The sequence below is a fragment of the Methylobacterium sp. WSM2598 genome, from assembly GCF_000379105.1.
Classification (GTDB): Bacteria; Pseudomonadota; Alphaproteobacteria; order Rhizobiales; family Beijerinckiaceae; genus Methylobacterium.
In genome coordinates this window covers 2,876,300-2,894,023 of the sequence record NZ_KB900609.1, presented here as the reverse complement: position 1 = coordinate 2,894,023, position 17,724 = coordinate 2,876,300, and the positions used below count along the sequence as shown (strand labels likewise).

14 protein-coding genes are annotated in these 17,724 nt (G+C 72.3%); 7 read left to right on the top strand and 7 right to left on the bottom strand.

The window, feature by feature from the left end; genetic code table 11:
• Positions 1-118 precede the first annotated feature (118 nt).
• Positions 119-733 (top strand): DUF1643 domain-containing protein, encoded by a 615-nt coding sequence (locus tag MET2598_RS0113550; protein WP_018261190.1) that lies wholly within the window; start codon positions 119-121, stop codon positions 731-733.
• A 7-nt stretch (positions 734-740) separates the two neighbouring features.
• On the opposite strand, the gene MET2598_RS0113545 is transcribed toward MET2598_RS0113550, so the two are convergent.
• From MET2598_RS0113545 to MET2598_RS0113535, 3 genes are all read right to left on the bottom strand, one after another.
• Complete coding sequence (locus tag MET2598_RS0113545) at positions 741-1,988, bottom strand: L,D-transpeptidase family protein (protein ID WP_018261189.1); 1,248 nt, start codon at positions 1,986-1,988, stop codon at positions 741-743.
• A 76-nt stretch (positions 1,989-2,064) separates the two neighbouring features.
• A complete protein-coding gene (locus tag MET2598_RS0113540; protein ID WP_018261188.1) occupies positions 2,065-2,769 on the bottom strand; it encodes a haloacid dehalogenase type II in 705 nt (234 codons plus the stop codon).
• A 98-nt stretch (positions 2,770-2,867) separates the two neighbouring features.
• Positions 2,868-3,686, bottom strand: coding sequence for a hypothetical protein (locus MET2598_RS0113535; protein WP_026190708.1), 819 nt, complete (start codon positions 3,684-3,686; stop codon positions 2,868-2,870).
• Between the two features lie 212 nt (positions 3,687-3,898).
• Here MET2598_RS0113535 and MET2598_RS0113530 point away from each other — a divergent pair, with 212 nt between their 5' ends.
• The 3 genes from MET2598_RS0113530 (at position 3,899) to MET2598_RS38115 (ending at position 9,352) form a co-directional block, all read left to right on the top strand.
• A complete protein-coding gene (locus tag MET2598_RS0113530; RefSeq protein WP_012335011.1) occupies positions 3,899-4,498 on the top strand; it encodes a superoxide dismutase in 600 nt (199 codons plus the stop codon).
• A gap of 741 nt (positions 4,499-5,239) precedes the next feature.
• On the top strand, positions 5,240-7,552 hold the full coding sequence (locus MET2598_RS38120; protein ID WP_084673838.1) for a glycosyltransferase: 2,313 nt from the start codon (positions 5,240-5,242) through the stop codon (positions 7,550-7,552).
• A gap of 12 nt (positions 7,553-7,564) precedes the next feature.
• Complete coding sequence (locus tag MET2598_RS38115; RefSeq protein ID WP_198293014.1) at positions 7,565-9,352, top strand: glycosyltransferase; 1,788 nt, start codon at positions 7,565-7,567, stop codon at positions 9,350-9,352.
• A gap of 169 nt (positions 9,353-9,521) precedes the next feature.
• On the opposite strand, the gene MET2598_RS0113510 is transcribed toward MET2598_RS38115, so the two are convergent.
• The gene (locus MET2598_RS0113510; RefSeq protein WP_026190707.1) at positions 9,522-10,391 is read right to left on the bottom strand and encodes a ChbG/HpnK family deacetylase; all 870 of its coding nucleotides are present in this window, start codon (positions 10,389-10,391) and stop codon (positions 9,522-9,524) included.
• A 94-nt stretch (positions 10,392-10,485) separates the two neighbouring features.
• Between MET2598_RS0113510 and MET2598_RS0113505 the strand changes: the two genes are divergently transcribed.
• The 3 genes from MET2598_RS0113505 to MET2598_RS0113495 all read left to right on the top strand — a co-directional run bounded on the left by MET2598_RS0113505 (position 10,486) and on the right by MET2598_RS0113495 (position 14,293).
• Positions 10,486-11,505: a glycosyltransferase family 2 protein gene (locus tag MET2598_RS0113505; RefSeq protein ID WP_012335009.1), complete on the top strand. Its 1,020-nt coding sequence runs from the start codon at positions 10,486-10,488 to the stop codon at positions 11,503-11,505.
• Between the two features lie 43 nt (positions 11,506-11,548).
• Entirely contained in the window at positions 11,549-13,078 is a 1,530-nt protein-coding gene (gene murJ / locus MET2598_RS0113500; protein ID WP_012335008.1) for a murein biosynthesis integral membrane protein MurJ, read from the top strand.
• Positions 13,079-13,381: 303 nt separating this feature from the next.
• Positions 13,382-14,293 carry a hypothetical protein gene (locus MET2598_RS0113495; protein WP_012335007.1) on the top strand — a complete coding sequence of 304 codons (912 nt, stop codon included), beginning with the start codon at positions 13,382-13,384 and terminating at the stop codon, positions 14,291-14,293.
• Positions 14,294-14,489: 196 nt separating this feature from the next.
• On the opposite strand, the gene MET2598_RS0113490 is transcribed toward MET2598_RS0113495, so the two are convergent.
• The 3 genes from MET2598_RS0113490 to MET2598_RS0113480 form a co-directional block, all read right to left on the bottom strand.
• Positions 14,490-14,942: an RrF2 family transcriptional regulator gene (locus tag MET2598_RS0113490; protein ID WP_012335006.1), complete on the bottom strand. Its 453-nt coding sequence runs from the start codon at positions 14,940-14,942 to the stop codon at positions 14,490-14,492.
• A 74-nt stretch (positions 14,943-15,016) separates the two neighbouring features.
• Entirely contained in the window at positions 15,017-15,841 is an 825-nt protein-coding gene (locus MET2598_RS0113485; RefSeq protein WP_018261183.1) for an NADPH-dependent oxidoreductase, read from the bottom strand.
• A 175-nt stretch (positions 15,842-16,016) separates the two neighbouring features.
• Entirely contained in the window at positions 16,017-17,342 is a 1,326-nt protein-coding gene (locus MET2598_RS0113480) for an LLM class flavin-dependent oxidoreductase (protein WP_026190706.1), read from the bottom strand.
• Positions 17,343-17,724 lie beyond the last annotated feature (382 nt).

Below are 17,724 nucleotides of genomic sequence, written 5' to 3'. Positions count from 1 at the left end.
GCGCGTCAGCGCGCGGGCCGCGCCTGCGGCCGCGCCGGCACTGGCGCACGCGGGGATGCGGTGCGGTCCGGACCGGCGCGGCGGCCCCTCCGCGCCGTCGCGGCTGACGGGGGGCACCGTGGGCCTCGCGATCCAAGGCTCGGCCACCTTCAGCGCCTGCGGGCAGCACCGTCCGCGCCTCGACCGCTGGTGGTCGGACGCGCCCCGCGCCCTGGTCTGCGCGGCCAATCCGAGCCGGGCGGATGCCGCGCGCCAGGACCCGACCAATTGCCGCCTCGTGGCCCTGCTCCGGGGCCGGCCGGGGATCGGCGGCTACACGCTCGTCAATGCCGAGGACCGCATCACCCCGCATCCGGAGGCGCTGCGCCGCTGGCTCGCGGGCCTGCCCCCCGCGGCCCGCGCGGCGCGGCGCGAGGCGAACCTCGCCGTCATCCGGGCGCTCGCCGCGGCGGCGCCCCTGCGCGTCGCGGCCTGGGGGACGCTCCTGGCGCCGGGGCCGGACCAGGAGCGCCTCGTCGCGGCGCTCACGCTGGACGGGGCGCACGACCTCTACGCCTTCGGGCTGACGGCCGAGGGGGCCCCGATCCACCCGCTGGCGCGGGGGCGCTGGCGCGTGCCCCTCGGGGCGCCGCTGGTGCTCTGGCGCCGCGGCTCCGGCCGGGCCCGGCCCTTCCCGGAAGAAGCGTCGCATCCGGCCGCGCCCGGGCCCGAGGACGGGCCCTCCCGCCCGTGAGGGCCCGTCAGGGCAGGGCGCTGAGCCGCTCCTGGGCGCGCGCCCCCTGGGCCGCGGCGAGCCAGCCGGGATCGGCCCGCAACGGGTCGAACCGGGTCGGCTCGGCGCCGAGGCGCGGCGCGCCGACGAGGAGCGGCCGGCCCGCCGGGGCCGGCAGCGCCAGGGAGAGCCGCGTCGCGCCCTCCGCCAGGGGCGTGCGGGCGAAGAGGGACGGCTCGGTCGCGATCACCGGCAGCGGGATGAGCACCGGCGCGGGCGGGGGAGGCGCGGCGAGGCGGACGCGGTGGGCCGGGATCGTCACCACCTCGTGGCCCGCGAAGGCGAGCGCCTCCGGCCGGCTGACCTCGCCGAGGGGCGCGCCCCGGCGCAGCAGCGCGGCGAAGACCGGGTGCTGGCCGCCATCCGCGTAGGTGGTGCGCACCGCCTCGATCCCCCGCGCCACGAGGTCGCCGAGCCTCGCCTCCTCGGCGGCGTAGTGGGCCTGGGCGGCCGCCTCCACGGCCGGGTCCGGATAGGGCGCGAAGGCGTAGCGCCCGCCCGCGACGGTGACGAGCGGCTCGCGGCCGGTTGCCTCGAAGCGGTCCGCCCCCTCCTTGAGCTGGCGCCAGAAATCGATGTTGGGGTCAAGGCGATGCCGCGCCAGCGCGGCGGCGCTCATCCGGAACGGATAGGCCTGGAACTGGAAGGCGGCCTGCCCGCCCGCGAAGGCCTCGCGGGCGAGCGCGAAGATCTCGCCCACCTGCGCATCGGTCATGGCGAAGCACCCGGCCGAGGAGCAGGTGCCGTGCACCATCAGGGCGGATCCGGTGCCGCCATGCGCCCGGTCGTAGGCGTTCGGGTAGCCGACGTCGAAGGACAGGTAGTAGCGGGAATTCGGGTTCATCTGCGCCGGGCGGATGCTGTAGAACCCCTCCGGCGCCTGGCGGTCGCCGCTCCTCCGCTTGGGGCCGAGCTGGCCCGACCAGCGGCAGATCGGGAAGGTCTTGAGGTGCGCGAAGCGCCCGTCGGCGCCGCGCGTCCAGACCTCGATCTCGGCCTCCTTCTTGAAGGCGCGCATCAGGATCGGGGCGCCCGGCGCGGTGCCCCGCGCGGCCATCAGGGCGAGGGTCGGCCCCGGGATCGGGGCCAGGTGCTTGGCAGAGAGGTGCTTGGCAGGGAGGTGCTTGGGGGCGGGCGCGGCCCGGCCGGGGCCGGCCGGCAGCAGCGCCAGCGCGGCGGCGACCAGCGCCGGGATCCTCGCGCGAGACCTCGCCATCCGTCCTCCCGCTCCCCCTGCCGCCGCGGGGCTCTCGCACGCCATCGTGGGGATCTTGGGGCAGCCCGCGCCCGGCTCAGCCGGACAGGAGCGCGTCGAGCCGGTCGATCACCCGGACCGGGGGCAGGTCCGCGTACTCGTCGGGACGGCCCGCGCGGTTGACCCAGACCGGCGCGAGGCCGAAGGCGCAGGCCCCCGCCACGTCCCAGCGGTTCGAGGAGACGAACAGGATCTCCGGGGCGGCGAGTCCGAGATGCGCGGTGGCCAGCGCGTAGGCGCGCGGACTGGTCTTGAAGATCCCGGCCGGATCGACCGAGAGCACGGCGTCGAGCAGCGGCCCGAGCCGGGCGGCGCGCACGGCCTCGTCGAGCATCGGCCCGTCGCCGTTCGACAGGATCGCGGTCCGCAGCCCCCGCGCCCGCAGCGCTTCGAGGGTGGCGGGAACCTCCGGATAGGCGTCGAGGGCCCGGTAGGCGTCGAGGAGCGCCGGCCGCAGGGCCGGATCGACGCCCGGGTGCAGGGCGAGCGCGGTGTCGAGGGCCTGCTCGGTCAGGCGGCGGAACGGGGCGTAGCGCCCGATCAGCGACAGGACCCAGCTGTATTCGAGCTGCTTCTGCCGCCAGGTCTCGGAGAGGCTCGCCGCCTGCGGCCCCAGGCCGGCGGCGTGGCGCTGCACGGCGGAATGCACGTCGAACAGGGTGCCGTAGGCGTCGAAGACGACGGCGCGGACGGGGTTCATGGCAGGGAGCGAGGGGGAGGGCGAGAGGATGGGAGCGGGCATCGGCGACCTCGAATGCGGGAGCGGGCGGCAGGCCGGTCCCCCGGGACCGATCCCAGCATTCGCCGGGCCCGGTCGCAAAGGCCGCCCTCGGGCCCGGGTCAGGCCGCGCCGGAGCGCATCTCCCCGCCGGCCTCGCCGCCCTCGGCGATGAAGACCTTGAGCTCGTCGAGCGACGTGAACCGGTACTTGCCCCCCGGCGTCTGCGCGTCGATTGTGCCGTCCGCGTACATCACGTAGGTGTTGCCCCCCGACGCGTAGGTGCCGACGATGGCCGGCTCCTCAGGGGCAGCCGGCTCCGGCGCGGTCTCGGCGGCCTCGGCGGAGGGCGCCGGCGCGGGGGAGTCCGGCGGCGTCTCCGCCGGCGCGGGCTCCGGCTCCTCGGCCGGGTCGGGCTCGGCCCGGGTCAGGCGCAGCTCGGGTGCGGCCGCGTCGGCCGCGGCCGCGTCGGGCGCCGCGGCCGGAGCGGGCGCCGCGAGGGCCGCCGCCCCGGCCACCCCCGCCCCGCCGAGGGCCGCCGCGATGGCCGAGGCCGCCGCGGGCTCCGGCGCCGTCCCCTCGGGCGTGCTGGTTCCGGCGTTCCCTGGGCCCGCCGGGGCGGGACCGGCCGTCTGGAACGGCATCGCGGGCGGGGGCGGCAGCGGCTCCGCCGGCCGCGTCGCGGGGCCGGGGCCGGGAAAGGAGTGGGGTTCCGCGCGCGGGCCGGACGCGGCGGGCTGCGCCAGCAGGCGCTCGATCCGCGCGAGGCGCGTCACCGCCACCGCGAGGCCGAGGAGCAGCGCGCCGCCGCTGGCCCCGACCGTGCCGGCGATGACCATGGTCCAGCCGATCTCCAGCCGCACGTAGGGAATGCCCTGCACCACCGAGGCGAGCCCGCCCAGGATCATCAGCAGGGCGAGCGCGAACAACGCACCGATCATCACACCACTCGAACCGCGCGGCCTCGCCGCCTACGGCCGAGATTAAGCGCCCGCGGCGGGTTTTCAAAACCGGGCCGGCCCGCTCGCCCGGCCGACGGCCCCCGCGGCACGTTGCCGGAGGCCGCCGCGCGACTTACCTAACGCCCGGATCCCGCGCCGCAGCGAGGCTGCCGGCCGGCGGGTCCGCCGCCCTCTTGATGCGGAGACACACCATGGCCTTCACGCTGCCCGAACTGCCCTACGCCTACGACGCGCTGCAGCCCTACATGTCGAAGGAAACCCTTGAGTTTCACCACGACAAGCACCACAAGGCCTACGTCGATACCGGCAACAAGCTGCTCGAAGGGTCGGAGCTGGCGGGCAAGTCCGTCGAGGAGGTGGTGAAGGCGTCCTACGGCCAGAACCAGCCGCTCTTCAACAACGCGGGCCAGCACTACAACCACATCCACTTCTGGCAATGGATGAAGCCGAACGGCGGCGGCGCCATCCCGGGCGCGCTCGAGAAGAAGATCGCCGAGGATCTGGGCGGCGCCGACAAGTTCAAGGCGGATTTCATCCAGGCCGGCGTGTCGCAGTTCGGCTCGGGCTGGGCCTGGCTCGCGGTCCGGAACGGCAAGCTCGAGATCATGAAGACCCCCAACGGCGAGAACCCGCTGGTGCACGGGGCCAAGCCGATCCTCGGCGTCGACGTCTGGGAGCATTCCTACTATATCGACTACCGCAATCGCCGTCCCGACTATCTCAAGGCCTTCATCGAGAACTTGGTGAACTGGGAGCACGTGGAGAAGATGTACCACGAGGCGATCGCCTAAGGACCCTGAGCCGGCAAGCCTGCCGGATCCGTCGCCCGCCATCGCCGCGCGCGGCGCGGCATTCCCCCCTCCCCGCTGCCAAGATGCGCGGGGAGGGGCCGTCCCGCGATCATCGGACAATTCCTCGCCAGCGGGTCGATCGCTTCCGAGGTCGCGCTGCCCCGCTTTGCCGACGAGGTCGGCGCTACCGTCGCGCCGCGCGCGGATGGAAGTTGCTCGCGACCCGGCATCCGGAGCCGGCAGCCGCCCGGAAACGGACCGGCCGTGCACTCGCTCCGCCGGTCCGGCGGTGCGCGCCGGCCAGCCCCGTGGCGGCGTCCCATTCAACCCACCTCCCTGCGACGGCGAAGCGCTTCCGGTGAAAATCGGGCCCGCCCGTCGATGATCCACGCGCGGAGCAGGCTGGGATCACCGCCCCATCCGCTCGCGGTCTGGCGTCCATGTCTTTGGGGAATGTGAAGCATTTCCATGTGCCGTCCGGCATCCGGGAAGAAATTGTTCCTATATTCAGCTACCGTCATTGGGCCTGCTGGAAGTATGCGGCGCGGAATGTCCGTCGGCGCTTGCCATCCGGCAATTCGGCCATTATGAGGTCCCTGACCTCTCAGTTGTCGCGGGATAGAGATCTTTCTATTCCTGGCAATGATGTCAGTCTGCCATCGACAATCTGGTGTCATGCGCAAGACGAAAGTTCTGTGACATTTTCTATATGCAACAGACATCTATGTCATATGGTGGAATATGCACTACGATCAAGCTGATTTCGCAGATCCGCGCATGAATAACTCATCATTGCAGTATCAATGCGCCGGATTTGAGCCTTCGGTCAGCGTCGTCATATCAACCTTGAATCGTGCGACGTTGCTTGAAAAGACTTTGCGGGCGCTTCTGCAGCAAAACTACAGTAATTTTGAGGTCGTTGTAGTTAACGGCCCCTCAATCGATCACACAGAAGATGTGATATCAGTCTATAAGGAGAATATCGTCTTAGGAAGAATTGACGAGGCCAATCTTTCCCGCTCCCGCAACACGGGTATCAATCTTTCATCGGGCGAGTTGGTGTTATTTCTGGACGACGATGCCTTCGCCGAACCAGATTGGATTGTCAACATCGTAGAACCGTATGGTGATCACGAAGTCGGCGGAGCCGGAACGCGAGTGTATGACCATACCGGCTTCGAATGGCAAGCGAACCCATTCGTCGTCGACAAATTCTACCGTCCGGATTTCGTGCGGCGCCCGCCACTCTGGGCGTTTGAATTCTCCGATTCCGCGACGATTCCCCACCTCCTCGGTGCATCGAGCTCGTTCCGGCGCTCGGTCCTGCAGGAGGTCGGAGGATTCGACGAGGAGATCGAGTACTTTCTCGACGAGTCGGAACTCTGCCGTCGCATCGTCGAACGCGGGTACAAGATTCGACTCGTGGATTCCGGCGCCAGTGTCCATCATCAGTTCGCATCAGGCATCACGCGCGACGAACGCAGGCTCCTCACCCACCCCTACCCGGTGGTGAAGAACAAGTACTACGTCGCCCTGTCCGACTGGCGCCGCAACGGCGGACCGATTACCGAGTACCTCCAGGCCTGCGAGACGTGGCTGAGGGAGTTGGTGGACGGCGCGCGCTGGCAGGCCGCCCATCACGGCATCAGCTGGGCGGAGTATCGGTCCTTCCTCGCGGACGCGGAGCGGGGCGCCTCGGACGGGCGCCGCCGCGCCCTCGAGCAAACGCGCAAATCCGTGGCGATCAGCCCCGCCCGACCGGAGGCGATCCGTAAGTTCCCGGTCATCCACCCCGAGGGCGGCCGCCGCACGATCTGCTTCATCTCCCGCTGGACTCCGCAGCGCTCCCCCGGCGGGATCGCCCGCTACATCTGGGATCTCGCCACCGGCTTCGCGCGGAACGGCCACGAGACGCACCTGATCACGGCGACCGATGGGCCTTCGCGGATCGAGTTCCACGAAGGCCTCTGGATCCGCCACCTGTCCGAAGCGGGGCTGGCTCCCGGCGGGATCGCGCAGCCGGTCGCGGAGCGGATCGGCGCGCTGCGGTCGGGACCCGCACGGGCCAACGTGGCGTGGTCCAAAGCAGCGCATCAGGAAGTCCTGCGGCTCCGGCGAGACCGCTACATCGACATGGTGATCGCTCCTGTCTGGGACCAGGAAGGGCTCTACTGCGTGCTCGATCGTCGGCTGAACACGATCGTGTCGATGAATACCACCTTCCGGCGCTTCGCCGATCTCGAACGGAGTTCGCTCGATCGCGAGACGCTCGAGGAGCTGTCGACGCTCGAAGACATCTACGTCCATTCCGCGAGGCTGTTTCACGCCAACAGCCGGTCGTCGGCGGACCACCTGAAGGACGATTTCGGCATCGCTCCGTCCGCCAGGATCGTGACGGTGCCGCACGGGGCCGCGGATATCGAGCCCGCATCCCTGGAACGGGTGGCGAAGCGGCGCGCGGATCCGGATGGGATCGTTCGCGTCCTCTCCGTCAGCCGCCTGGAGCGCCGAAAGGGAACCGACCTCTTCCTCTCGGCCTGTGCGAAGCTGCTCGCCCGGCACCTCAACGTCGAGGTCGACGTCGTCGGCCGCGATTCCTACGGGCAGGATCCGACGCGCAGCCTCCGGCTGCAATTCGAGCGGCGGCGCGGTGATCTGGCGGGACGCGTCCGCTTCCACGGCCAGCTCTCCGACGCCGAGGTCGTCGCTCTCTACGAGCAGGCGGACATCTTCTGCGTCCCATCCCGCTACGAGTCGTTTGGGATCATCTTCATCGAGGCGATGCGCTACCGCCTGCCCGTCGTCGCACTCGACGTCGGCGGCGCCCGCGACATCGTCGAGGACGGCGCGACGGGCATCCTCTGCGGGGCCCGGTCCGCCGAGGTGGAGGCCGCCCTCGACCAACTCGTGACCGACCGGCCCCGGCGCACGCGCATGGGGGATGCGGGCCGCGACCGCTATCTCAGGCTCTTCGAGAACGAGCGCGTGATCAAGTCCTCGCAGGTGGCCTTCGCCAGCCTGGTGGGACCGGCCAACCTGAACAATCGCGCCTAGACGGTGATGATGATGCCGCGCAACAACTTCACCCCGCGCATCTCGATCATCACGGGTGTCGTCCATCGCGGCGACGCCATGAGCGAGACGGTTGCGTGCGACCTCGACGCGCTCGACATGCTTTCGGTCCGCGAGCGCCGCAATCTCGATGTCCAGATTTACTGCATGTCCTCGGACCTGATGGACACCCGCGTCCGCGTCGTCAACGATTGGCGCCAAATTTTGAAGGAAGAGCATTTCGCGACTTCAGATTTGTATTACTTTCATTTTGGTGTTTACAATGACGTCCATAATTGCATGAATCATACCCGACGGGACGCCAGACTCGCCATTTTTTTCCAGGGCATCACTCCACCTCAGTACTGTCCACCTCAGGCCGAGGATCTCATCTATCGCTCCTTTCAGCAGATCGAGAATTTCCACGTCGCCGATGCTGTTTTCGCGGCGTCGGAATACTCGGCAAACCAGCTGCGCGCGTACGGACTCGCGCGCCCCGCCACGGTAGTCCCGCTGTTCGGCCCCAATGCCGGCGCCATGGGTGAGGCCGGCGAAATAAGTTTCGAGGATGCCGGACGACCGCTGCACCTGCTCTATTGCGGGCGCTTCGCCCGAAGCAAGGGCGTGACGACCCTGCTGGAGGCCCTTGCCCTTGCCGAGCCGGCCCTCGCGCGCCCGGTCACGGTGACGCTGGCCGGCATCACCGAATTCTCCGACCAAGCTTACATCAGGGAGGTCGACGACTTGGCGCAAACGCTGCCCGAACGGGTCGCGCTGCGCTTCAAGCTGAACAGCAGTTCCGCCGAAATCCGGCGACTCTTCGCCGAGGCCGACGTCTTCGTCCTTCCCTCGTTCCACGAGGGGTTCGGCATGCCGGTCGCGGAAGCGTTCCTCGCCGGCACGCCGGTCATATGCACCACGGCCGGGGCCCTGCCGGAACTGACCGGCCACCTGGCCTCGACCTTCACGGCCGGCAAGGTCGAGGAACTGGCAACCTGCCTCTCCGGCTTCTGTGCCGCCTTCGAGGCGGGCGAGGTCGCTTGCGACAGGGGGCGGATGCCGCGCGAGGAATGGCGCTCGGCGGTGAAGCAGCATGCCGCCCGCTTCACGCGCGACGCCTACATCGAACGGATCACCGCCCGGCTCTCACCGCTCCTGGTTCCGACCCCGAGCTGGGCCGAGACCCGGCGCAGGGCGCTGCGGCCGGCCGCGTTGCCCACGAAGGGCGACGTGGCGGCCGATCCGATCGGCCCGGCGATCGTGGGAGCGCTGACGGCGGCCCGCGCCCTGCGCCTGGAGACCGAGATCGAGGAGAACCTCCGCCACCTCTTGCGCTGGGCCTTTCCGGTCGAGCAATCCGCCAGCGACGTGGAGTATTGGGTCGGGGTCTATCGGGAACTCGGGCGGGACGGCTTGATCAGCAGGTTGGCCAGTGCCGCGGAGGTCCGCTCGTCCGCGGCCGCGCGGCAGGCCGGCATCTTCGTTCGCGGGTGGGTCACGGCCCGCGCCGCGGTCCTGGACGAGCCCCCCGAGCCCCCGGCGGAGCGGAACCTGAACCGGGAACTCGAGATCGCCCTGCTGGCGGACGACGTGAATCAGAGCCCCTACCCCTTCCTCTTGCAATGTTATCGCCTTGTGCTCGGGCGCGAGCCGGACGAGGTCGGGCTCGCGCATCACCTGGAACTGCTGCGCGGCAACCGGCTGACGCGCCGCGACATCGTCGACGCGCTGAAGAACTCTGCCGAAGCGCTGGCGCAGGCGCGCGCAACCGCGGGCGGATCCGCCGCCCTGCCGAGGAGCTGACGCGAGGGCGCCGAGCGGCGCATGCCGGCCGGATCGCGCCTCTCCTCAGGACGTGTCGCGCCCGGCACGGCGGCCGCTCGACGTTCTCCCCGGGTCGCGCCCTCCTGGGGCCCGTCCGGCGCGGAGCGACCGGCAGTCCCGGCCCGCGCCGCCGGCCGGCCTCGCACCCTCAGGCGGCGCCGTCCGGGCCGCGCGCTCCGGGGGCTGGCGCGAGGCGCAAGCCCTCCCGCTCCAGGAAGGTCGCGAACCGCTCCGAGGCGAGGTAGGCGAGCTCCGCCGGCCGGCTCGCGACCACCGGGTCGAGGGCCCGCAGGGCGTCGTCCGCCTCGCCCGGATGGCACATGACGAGGGGCGCCGGGCCGAGCCGGGCGAAGGCCCGCTCGAAGGACTCCGCGAACCCGCTGCCGGGCGCGAAATCCGAGAAGCCCGAGAAGCCGCGGTTGGTCGGGAACCCCGCCCGGACCGCCGCGCGCCGGAAGCCGAGCGCGAGGGCGCGCACGAGCCCGGCCTTCGGGGCCGAGGGCCGGGCCAGGAGGGCGGCGAGGCGGTCGCCCGGATCGCGCAGCCAGGTCCGCCCGGCCAGGCCCCGCCGGGCGAGCACCGCGAGGAGCGCGCCCCGCAGCCCGGGCAGCACGTGCACGTGCTGGTGCCCGTCGACGAAGTCCGGCGGGCGGCCGAGGGCCCGCTCGAAGGCGTCGAGCTGGCGGGCGATCTCGCCCTCGGTCTCGGCGGCATCGAGGGCGCCCGCGAAGGCCGCCCGCATCAGCCGCCCCAGGGACGGCAGGGCGCCGCCGGGGGCGAGCCGCGGCATCGGCCCGAGCGGCGCGCCCGCCGTCAGCGTGAGGTGCAGGCCGAGCCCGACCCGCCCGGCGACCTCGCGCAGGGGCGGGGCCGCCGGGGCGAAGGAGGGCAGGTTCGTCATCGACCCCGTCGCCGAGATCCGGCCGGCCCGGGCGAGGGCCAGGATCCCGCGGCTCACCCCGGGGCTCAGCCCGTAATCGTCGGCGCAGAGCACGATCGGTCGCCGTTCAGGTGGCATGCGCTACAGCATTCCCTTGATCCGGCGCGCGGCGCCGGTTCTTGATCCCGCGCGAGGCCGGCCTTGCCCGGCACAGACATCGAGGAACGGCACCGTGGAGCTGTTCAGGCCAAGCGACCCGGTCGACCTCAGCGTCGTCATACCGGTCTACAACGAGAGCGCCAATGTCGGGCCGCTCCTCGCCCGCCTCCTGCCCGTGCTGGAGCGCATCGGCCCGGCCTTCGAGGTGCTGTTCGTCGATGACGGCAGCCGCGACGCCACCGCCGCGGTGATCGCCGCGCACCATGCGGGCGAGCCGCGCATCGGCGCGGTCTCCTTCAGCCGCAACTTCGGCAAGGAGGTCGCGATCGCGGCCGGGCTCGACCACGCCCGCGGCCGCGCCGTGGTGCTGATGGACGCCGACCTCCAGCACCCCCCGGAGCTGATCGAGACCTTCGTGGCGCTCTGGCGGGAGGGCAACGTCATGGTCTACGCCCAGCGCATGGACCGGGACGGCGAGAGCCGGCTGCGGCGCGGCTTCGCGCGGCTGTTCTACCGGCTCTTCGCCACCTTCGGCGAGATGCCGCTGCCCGAGGGGGCCGGGGATTTCCGGCTGATCGACCGCAAGGGCGTCGAGGTGCTGCGGGCGCTGCCCGAGCGCGCCCGCTTCTCGAAGGGGCTCTATTCCTGGATCGGCTTCCGCTCGGTGGGGGTGCCCTACGCGGTCGAGGCGCGCCACCACGGCGAGACCAAGTGGAGCTTCCGCAAGCTGTTCCGCTTCGCCTTCGACGGCATCACCTCGTTCTCGACCGTGCCGCTGCGGGTCTGGACCTATCTGGGCGGGGCCATCGCGGCGCTGGCGTTCCTCGCCGCCCTCTACTTCGTGGGCGAGTACCTGTTCCGCGGGCCGAACGTGCCGGGCTACGCCTCGCTCATCGTGTCGGTGATGTTCTTCTCGGGCATCCAGCTGATGTCGCTCGGCATCATCGGGGAGTATATCGGGCGGATCTTCGCGGAGGTGAAGCGGCGCCCGCTCTACGTGGTCGCCGAGCGGATCGGCCCGGCCGCCGCCGCGCAGGCCGCGCCGTTCCCCGACGATCGCCGCGCTCGCGCCACCTTTCCGGGGGCAGTGTGACCGGGCGGGCGCCGTCGCGCCCGCATCAGGACGAGTCGTGTCGATGATCCGCAGCATCCTCTCGGTCGGCGGCTGGACCCTGGTGTCGCGGGTCACGGGCTTCCTGCGGGACGTGGTGATGGCCGCCGTGATGGGGGCCGGCCCGATCGCCGACGCCTTCGTGGTGGCCTTCCGGCTGCCGAACCACTTCCGGGCGATCTTCGGCGAGGGGGCCTTCAACGTCGCCTTCGTGCCGACCTATGCGGGGCTGGACGGGGCCGGGGAGCGGGAGGACGCGCGGCGCTTCGCGGACCGCATCTTCACCCTGATGCTGCTGATCCAGGTCGCGCTCCTCGCCCTGGCGCTGCCGATGATGCCGCTCGTCGTGCGGGCCCTCGCCCCGGGCTTCGCGGAGGAGCCGGAGAAATTCGCCCTGGCGGTCGCGCTCACCCGCATCACCTTCCCGTACCTGCTGTTCATCACCCTGGTGACGCTGCTCTCGGGGGTGCTCAACGCCCGCAAGCGCTTCGCGGCGGCGGCGGCCGCCCCGGTCCTGCTCAACCTCTCGCTGCTGGCTTCCCTCGCCCTGGCCTTCCTGTTCCCCAACGCCGCCTACGCGGCCGCCTGGGGCGTGGCGGTCTCCGGCGTGCTGCAATTCCTGCTCGTCTGGGGCGACGCCGTGCGGGCGGGGGTGGCGCCCCGGCTCGCGCGCCCGACCCTCGCCGATACCGGCATGGTGCGCTTCTTCCGCATGCTCGGGCCGGCGGTGATCGGCTCGGCGGGGGTGCAGATCGCGATGTTCGCCGACACGATCATCGCCTCCTTCCTGCCCGCCGGCGCGGTCTCGGCCCTCTACTACGCGGACCGGCTCTACCAGCTGCCCTTCGGGGTGATCGGCATCGCGGCCGGCACCGTGCTGCTGCCGGAGATGAGCCGGCGCCTCGCCTCCGGCGACGCCGCCGCGGCCCACGCGGCGCAGAACCGCGCCACCGGCTTCTCGCTCGCCCTCTCGGCGCCGTTCGCGGTGGCCTTCCTGCTGGTGCCGGACCTGATCATGACGGCCCTGTTCCAGCGCGGCGCCTTCGACGCCGAGGCGGCGGCCCGGGCCGGGGCGGTGCTGGCCGCCTACGGCCTCGCCCTGCCGGCCGCGGTGCTGATCCGCAGCATCGTGGCGAGCTTCTACGCGCGCCAGGATTCGCGCTTCCCGGTCGTCGCCTCGCTGACGGCGGTCGCCCTCAACGTCGCCCTCAAGGTGGCGCTGACCGGCCCGCTCGGCGTGACCGGCCTCGCGCTGGCCACCGCGGCGGGCGTCTGGGTGAACGTGCTGATGCTGTTCCTGGTCGCCCGCCGCCGCGGCTGGACCGCCCCGAGCCGGGCGCTCGCCGTCACGGCCTGCGGGGTGCTCGCCGGCTGCGCCGTGCTGGCACTCGGCACCCTCGGCGGGCTGCCCCTGCTGGAGCGGCTGATGCCGCCCCTGCCGCGCTTCCGCGAGCTCGCGATCCTCTCGGCCCTCGGCGGCCTCGGCCTCCTCGCCTACGCGGCGACGCTGCTCGCGGCCCTGCGCCTGTTCCGGGTGCCCCTGCGGCGGGTGTGATCCGGGCTCCGACCGGTCCGGCGGAGACCGCTCGGCCTGCGCGGCGGGCGCCGTCCCCGGGCGGGGGAGCGGCGCGGCCCGCGCCGCGTCGGCCGGGATCCCGGCGCGGCGGGCCCGTGCGCGGCGAGGCGGGCCTCGCCGCGCGAAGCACCCTCCGTCCGCCGCAGGATCCTCTCGCGACGCCGGGTGCGGCCACGCCCTTCTCCTGCGCAAAGACGTTCTGTAAAAAGAACGTTCTCGTTGATCTTTCGGTCCATCGGATCGACAATCCGGCCGCGTTGCCGCTCCCGGAAGGAGACCCCGATGCACGGGTCAGCCGCGATCCCGCCTCCGGTGGACGGGCGCCACCACCTCGTGGTGGGTGCCACGGCCGGTGCCCTCTGTCTCACCTCCCACCTGCTGCGGCGCGATCCGCGCGCGCAGGTGACGCTGGTCGAGGGGCGCCCGGACCTCTGCCGCCTGCTGCGCCGGGAGGATTACGCCGCGATCCTGAGGACCGGCGTCGCGGACGGTGCGCGCTGGTGGCCGGAGGGCGCGTCGACCGCGTCCGAGCCGCGCGCGAGCGGCGCGCTGCGCGAGGCCGCCACCCGCCTCCACGTGGCGGAGGGGGTGTGTCTTCGCCTCGGCCGCACGGTCGGCTGCGTCGCGGCCCTCCTCGACGACGGCACCACGATCCTGGCGCGCACCGCGACGGTGACGGCGGCCGCTCCCGCGCCGCCGCGCGGCGTCGAGGCATGCGGGCCCTTGCGGGTGCTGCGCCTCGACCCCGCCGACCTGCCTCTCGGCACCGGCGTTGCCTCCCTCGCCCGCTGGCTGCGGCGCGTGCTCGGCGAGGCGCGGGCGCGCGGGATTCCCTGGACCGAGGCGGTGGACGGCGTGCGCCTGCATGCCCCGGCGCTCTGGCACCACCTGCCGCCCGCCGCGCGAGGCAGCCTGCTGCGGCACGGGCGGCGCGCCTTCGACGCGCTGGCGCGCCGGCCGGCGGAGATCCCGGCGGCGCGGACGAACCACCCGTTGCTGGCGCAGGTGCGCGCGGCCGGTCCGCAGGACGCGCTGTTCTCCGCGGACCTCTCCGACCTGATGCCCTACGCCCCCGTGCCGGACCTCCTCGACCTCGACGCGGCCTGCGCGTGGCTCGCCGCCCGCATCCTCGACGGCGGCGCCCGCGGCCGGTCGCGGCCCGTCACGGCGGCCGTCGGCCGCGCCAGCCCCTGATCCGACATCCGACGGATTGCGTCGCCATCTCCCATTTCGGCCATGCGGATGTCGGCCTCGCTCAAGCGCCGCGCGGGCTGGTCATCCCGAATCCGCTTGATCCCTTCGGGATGGCGGATTTGGGCTTCGCTCAAGCGCCGCGCGGGCTTGTCAGACGCTGTCCGGACGTGATCGTCCGGACGGCGGATGAGGCGGATCAGATCTGGTAGGTGATGCTGCCGCCCTCGTCCGCCGCCGGCAGGTCGCGCATCTGCGCGAGCGTGAGCGTGTCGAGCACCCCCGCGATGCTGTTGCGCACCTCCAGCATCACGAGGCGCACCGCGCAGGCCCCCTCGTCGGGACAATCCTCGCAGGGGCGGTAGGCCGTGCGGCTGGCGCAGGGAACGGGGGCGAGCGGCCCGTCGAGCACGCGCACCGCGTGGCCGACCCGGATCTCCTCCGGCGGCCGCGCCAGGGCGTAGCCGCCGCCGGGCCCCTTGCGGCTGTGCACGAGGCCGGCATTGCGCAGCTCGCCCAGGATCGCGTCGAGGAACTTCTTCGGGATGTTGTTCGCCGCCGCGACCTCGGCGACGCCGATGCGGGTCCCCGGCGGCAGGGCCGCGAGGTGGACGAGCGCCTTGAGCCCGTACTTTCCCTTGTTGGTGAGCATCCCGGCTCCGCGCGGCCCCGAGGAGGATGACGTTGTCGATGGGCTCGCCGAGCGTCCCCGGCGCCGTTCCCGCGTCAGCGCAGGCCGAAGCCGAGCCGCTCCAGCGCCGCCCGGATCCTGTCGCGGCCGCTCAGCGCCTCCGGGCCGCGCACGCGGTCGAGGGCCGCCCTCGTCCAGCCCACCGGGGCCAGGCGCTGGCCTTCCTGGAAGGCGGCGAGCGTGCGGTCGTAGGCGGCGACCGCCGCCGGGTCGGCGCCCGCCCCGTAGCGCTCCCTGTGAAGGACGAGGCTCTGAGGCAGGCGCGGCTTCACCGAGGCCGGGCGCGCCGGATCGGCGTGACCGACGCAGTGGCCGAACACCGCCAGCACGTTCGAGGGCAGGCCCAGGATCTCCGCCACCGCCGCCGGATCGTTGCGCAGCGCCCCGATATAGACCGAGGCGAGGCCCAGGGATTCGAGCGCGACCGTGGCGTTCTGCGCCGCGAGCGCGGCGTCGATGATGCCGACGAACAGCGTCTCCAGATAGGCGAGCCCGTCGGTCGGGCGGTCCTTCTCGCGGCCGATCGCGGCGAGGCGCGACAGGTCGGCGAGCCAGACCAGCACGAGGGGCGCCTCGACCACGTGCCGCTGCCCGCCCGCCACCGCGGACAGGCGCCGCTTGGTCTCGGGGTCCTCCACCGCGACCACGCTCCAGGTCTGGAGGTTGGAGGAGGAGGCCGCCGACTGCGCTGCCGCGACCAGCGTCTCCAGCGTGTGCGGGGGCAGGGGATCGGGCCGGTAGGCGCGCACGGAGCGGTGGGCGAGGAGCCCCGCCAGCGTGTCGTTCCAGGCGACCGGGAGGTCGGCGCCCGCCGGCCCGTAGCGCTCCGCCAGCGCCGCGCGCGATCCCGTCCCCACCATGCTCGACCCTCCCTGCCCGGGCGGAAGCCTAGCGCAGCGGACGCCTCGCGGGAATAGTCTACTTTGTATAAAGACTATTAAGATTCAGGCCGGCCGACCCGGCTCCGTCGCGCCGCGTGGGGCGGTGCAGGGGGATCGAGCGCGCGTGCGCGACGGGCGGGCCTCGCGGCGGGCCTCACGGGAAGAAGCGGTTCGCCGGCCGCGGCAGCCCCAGGTGCTCGCGCAGCGTGCGCCCCTCGTACGCCGTGCGGAACAGCCCGCGCCGCTGCAATTCCGGCACAACCTTGCCGGTGAAGTCGTCGAGGCCCTGCGGCACGTCCGAGACCATGATCGTGAAGCCGTCGCTCGCCCCGGCCTCGATCCAGGCCTGCATCTCGTCGGCGATGCGCCGGGGCGTGCCGACCATCGCGAGGCCGGCGTAGCCGCCGAGGCGCTGCGCCAGTTGGCGCACGGTCAGGCCCTCGCGGCGGGCGAGGGCGATCGCCCGCTCGCGCCCGGTCTTCGACTGGTTGGTCTCCGGAATCGCGGGCAGCGGCCCGTCCGGATCGAAGGCGCCCGCATCGACCCCGAGCGCGATCGACAGCGCCGCGAGGGCGCTCGCCTCGTGCACGAGGCCGTCGAGGGTGGCGCGCTTCTCGCGCGCCTCCTCGTCACTGTCGCCCACCACCACGAAGCAGGCGGGCAGGATCTTCAGGTGTTGGGGATCGCGCCCGATCCTCGCCATCCGCCCGCGCACGTCCTCGGCGAAGCCGCGGCCGTCCTCCAGCGTGGCGGCCGCACCGAAGATCACCTCGGCGGTCTCGGCCGCGAGCTGGCGGCCCGCCTCCGAGGCGCCCGCCTGCACGATCACCGGCCAGCCCTGCACCGGCCGCGCGACGTTGAGGGGACCGCGCACCGCGAGGTGCTCCCCGCGATGGTCGAGGACGTGCATCCGCTCGGGGGCGAAGAACACGCCGCTCTCCACGTCGCGCAGGAACGCGTCGTCCGCGAAGGAATCCCACAGGCCCTTCACCACCTCGACGAACTCGTGCGCGCGCTCGTAGCGGTCGGCGTGCTCGGGATGGTGCTCCAACCCGAAGTTCTTCGCCGCGTCCGGGTTCGAGGTCGTGACCACGTTCCAGCCCGCCCGTCCGCCCGAGAGGTGGTCGAGGGAGGCGAACTTGCAGGCGACGTGGTAGGGCTGGTCGTAGGTGGTCGAGGCGGTGGCGACGAGGCCGATCCGCTCCGTCACCACGGCGAGCGCGGGCAGCAGCGTCAGCGGGTCGAACGACGTCACGGTCGCCGAGCGCTTGAGCGCCTCGATCGGCATGTTCAGCACCGCGAGGTGGTCGGCCATGAAGAAGGTGTCGAACTTCGCCCGCTCCAGCGTCTGCGCGAAGCGCGCGAGGTGCGCGAAGTTGAAGTTCGCGTCCGGGTAACCCCCCGGATAGCGCCACCACGCAGTGTGGATGCCGACCGGGCGCATGAAGGCGCCGAGATGCAGGGTGCGGGCTCTCGCCATGGCGGTCTCCGGGCGCGCCGGGAGGCTCACCGGCGTCGGGCTGCGGATCGGCGGGAGCATGGCGGGGCCAAGCGCCGCGTCAACCGGGATGGTCTTCTGTCGGAAGAGGTTGGGCGAGACGGCGGATCTCCGGCGCCCGCCGGGACCGCGCCGCCGGGTGGCTCGGCGGCATCGCGCGGGCGGCCGCCCAGCCGTGCCGCGTCGGGCAGGGCTGATCCGGGATCCGGTCGATCGCAGCGGATCCCGGATCACGCGCCCGCGCGGCGCCTGAGCGATGCCCGAATCCGCCATCCCGAAGGCATTTTGGCGGATGTGGTGTGAGGCTCGACGCGGAAGGGCTCACGCCCCCGGCCAAGCCGGCACGAAGCCGGGGAGGGTCCGC

What these genes read in the sequence shown, in the direction of transcription:
- MET2598_RS0113545 (WP_018261189.1), bottom strand. Translation starts at nt 1,988, where the DNA reads ATGGCGAGGTCTCGCGCGAGGATCCCGGCGCTGGTCGCCGCCGCGCTG.
- MET2598_RS0113540 (WP_018261188.1), bottom strand. Translation starts at nt 2,769, where the DNA reads ATGCCCGCTCCCATCCTCTCGCCCTCCCCCTCGCTCCCTGCCATGAAC.
- MET2598_RS0113535 (WP_026190708.1), bottom strand. Translation starts at nt 3,686, where the DNA reads ATGATCGGTGCGTTGTTCGCGCTCGCCCTGCTGATGATCCTGGGCGGG.
- MET2598_RS0113530 (WP_012335011.1), top strand. Translation starts at nt 3,899, where the DNA reads ATGGCCTTCACGCTGCCCGAACTGCCCTACGCCTACGACGCGCTGCAG.
- MET2598_RS38120 (WP_084673838.1), top strand. Translation starts at nt 5,240, where the DNA reads ATGCACTACGATCAAGCTGATTTCGCAGATCCGCGCATGAATAACTCA.
- MET2598_RS38115 (WP_198293014.1), top strand. Translation starts at nt 7,565, where the DNA reads ATGCCGCGCAACAACTTCACCCCGCGCATCTCGATCATCACGGGTGTC.
- MET2598_RS0113510 (WP_026190707.1), bottom strand. Translation starts at nt 10,391, where the DNA reads ATGCCACCTGAACGGCGACCGATCGTGCTCTGCGCCGACGATTACGGG.
- murJ (WP_012335008.1), top strand. Translation starts at nt 11,549, where the DNA reads ATGATCCGCAGCATCCTCTCGGTCGGCGGCTGGACCCTGGTGTCGCGG.
- MET2598_RS0113495 (WP_012335007.1), top strand. Translation starts at nt 13,382, where the DNA reads ATGCACGGGTCAGCCGCGATCCCGCCTCCGGTGGACGGGCGCCACCAC.
- MET2598_RS0113490 (WP_012335006.1), bottom strand. Translation starts at nt 14,942, where the DNA reads ATGCTCACCAACAAGGGAAAGTACGGGCTCAAGGCGCTCGTCCACCTC.
- MET2598_RS0113485 (WP_018261183.1), bottom strand. Translation starts at nt 15,841, where the DNA reads ATGGTGGGGACGGGATCGCGCGCGGCGCTGGCGGAGCGCTACGGGCCG.
- MET2598_RS0113480 (WP_026190706.1), bottom strand. Translation starts at nt 17,342, where the DNA reads ATGGCGAGAGCCCGCACCCTGCATCTCGGCGCCTTCATGCGCCCGGTC.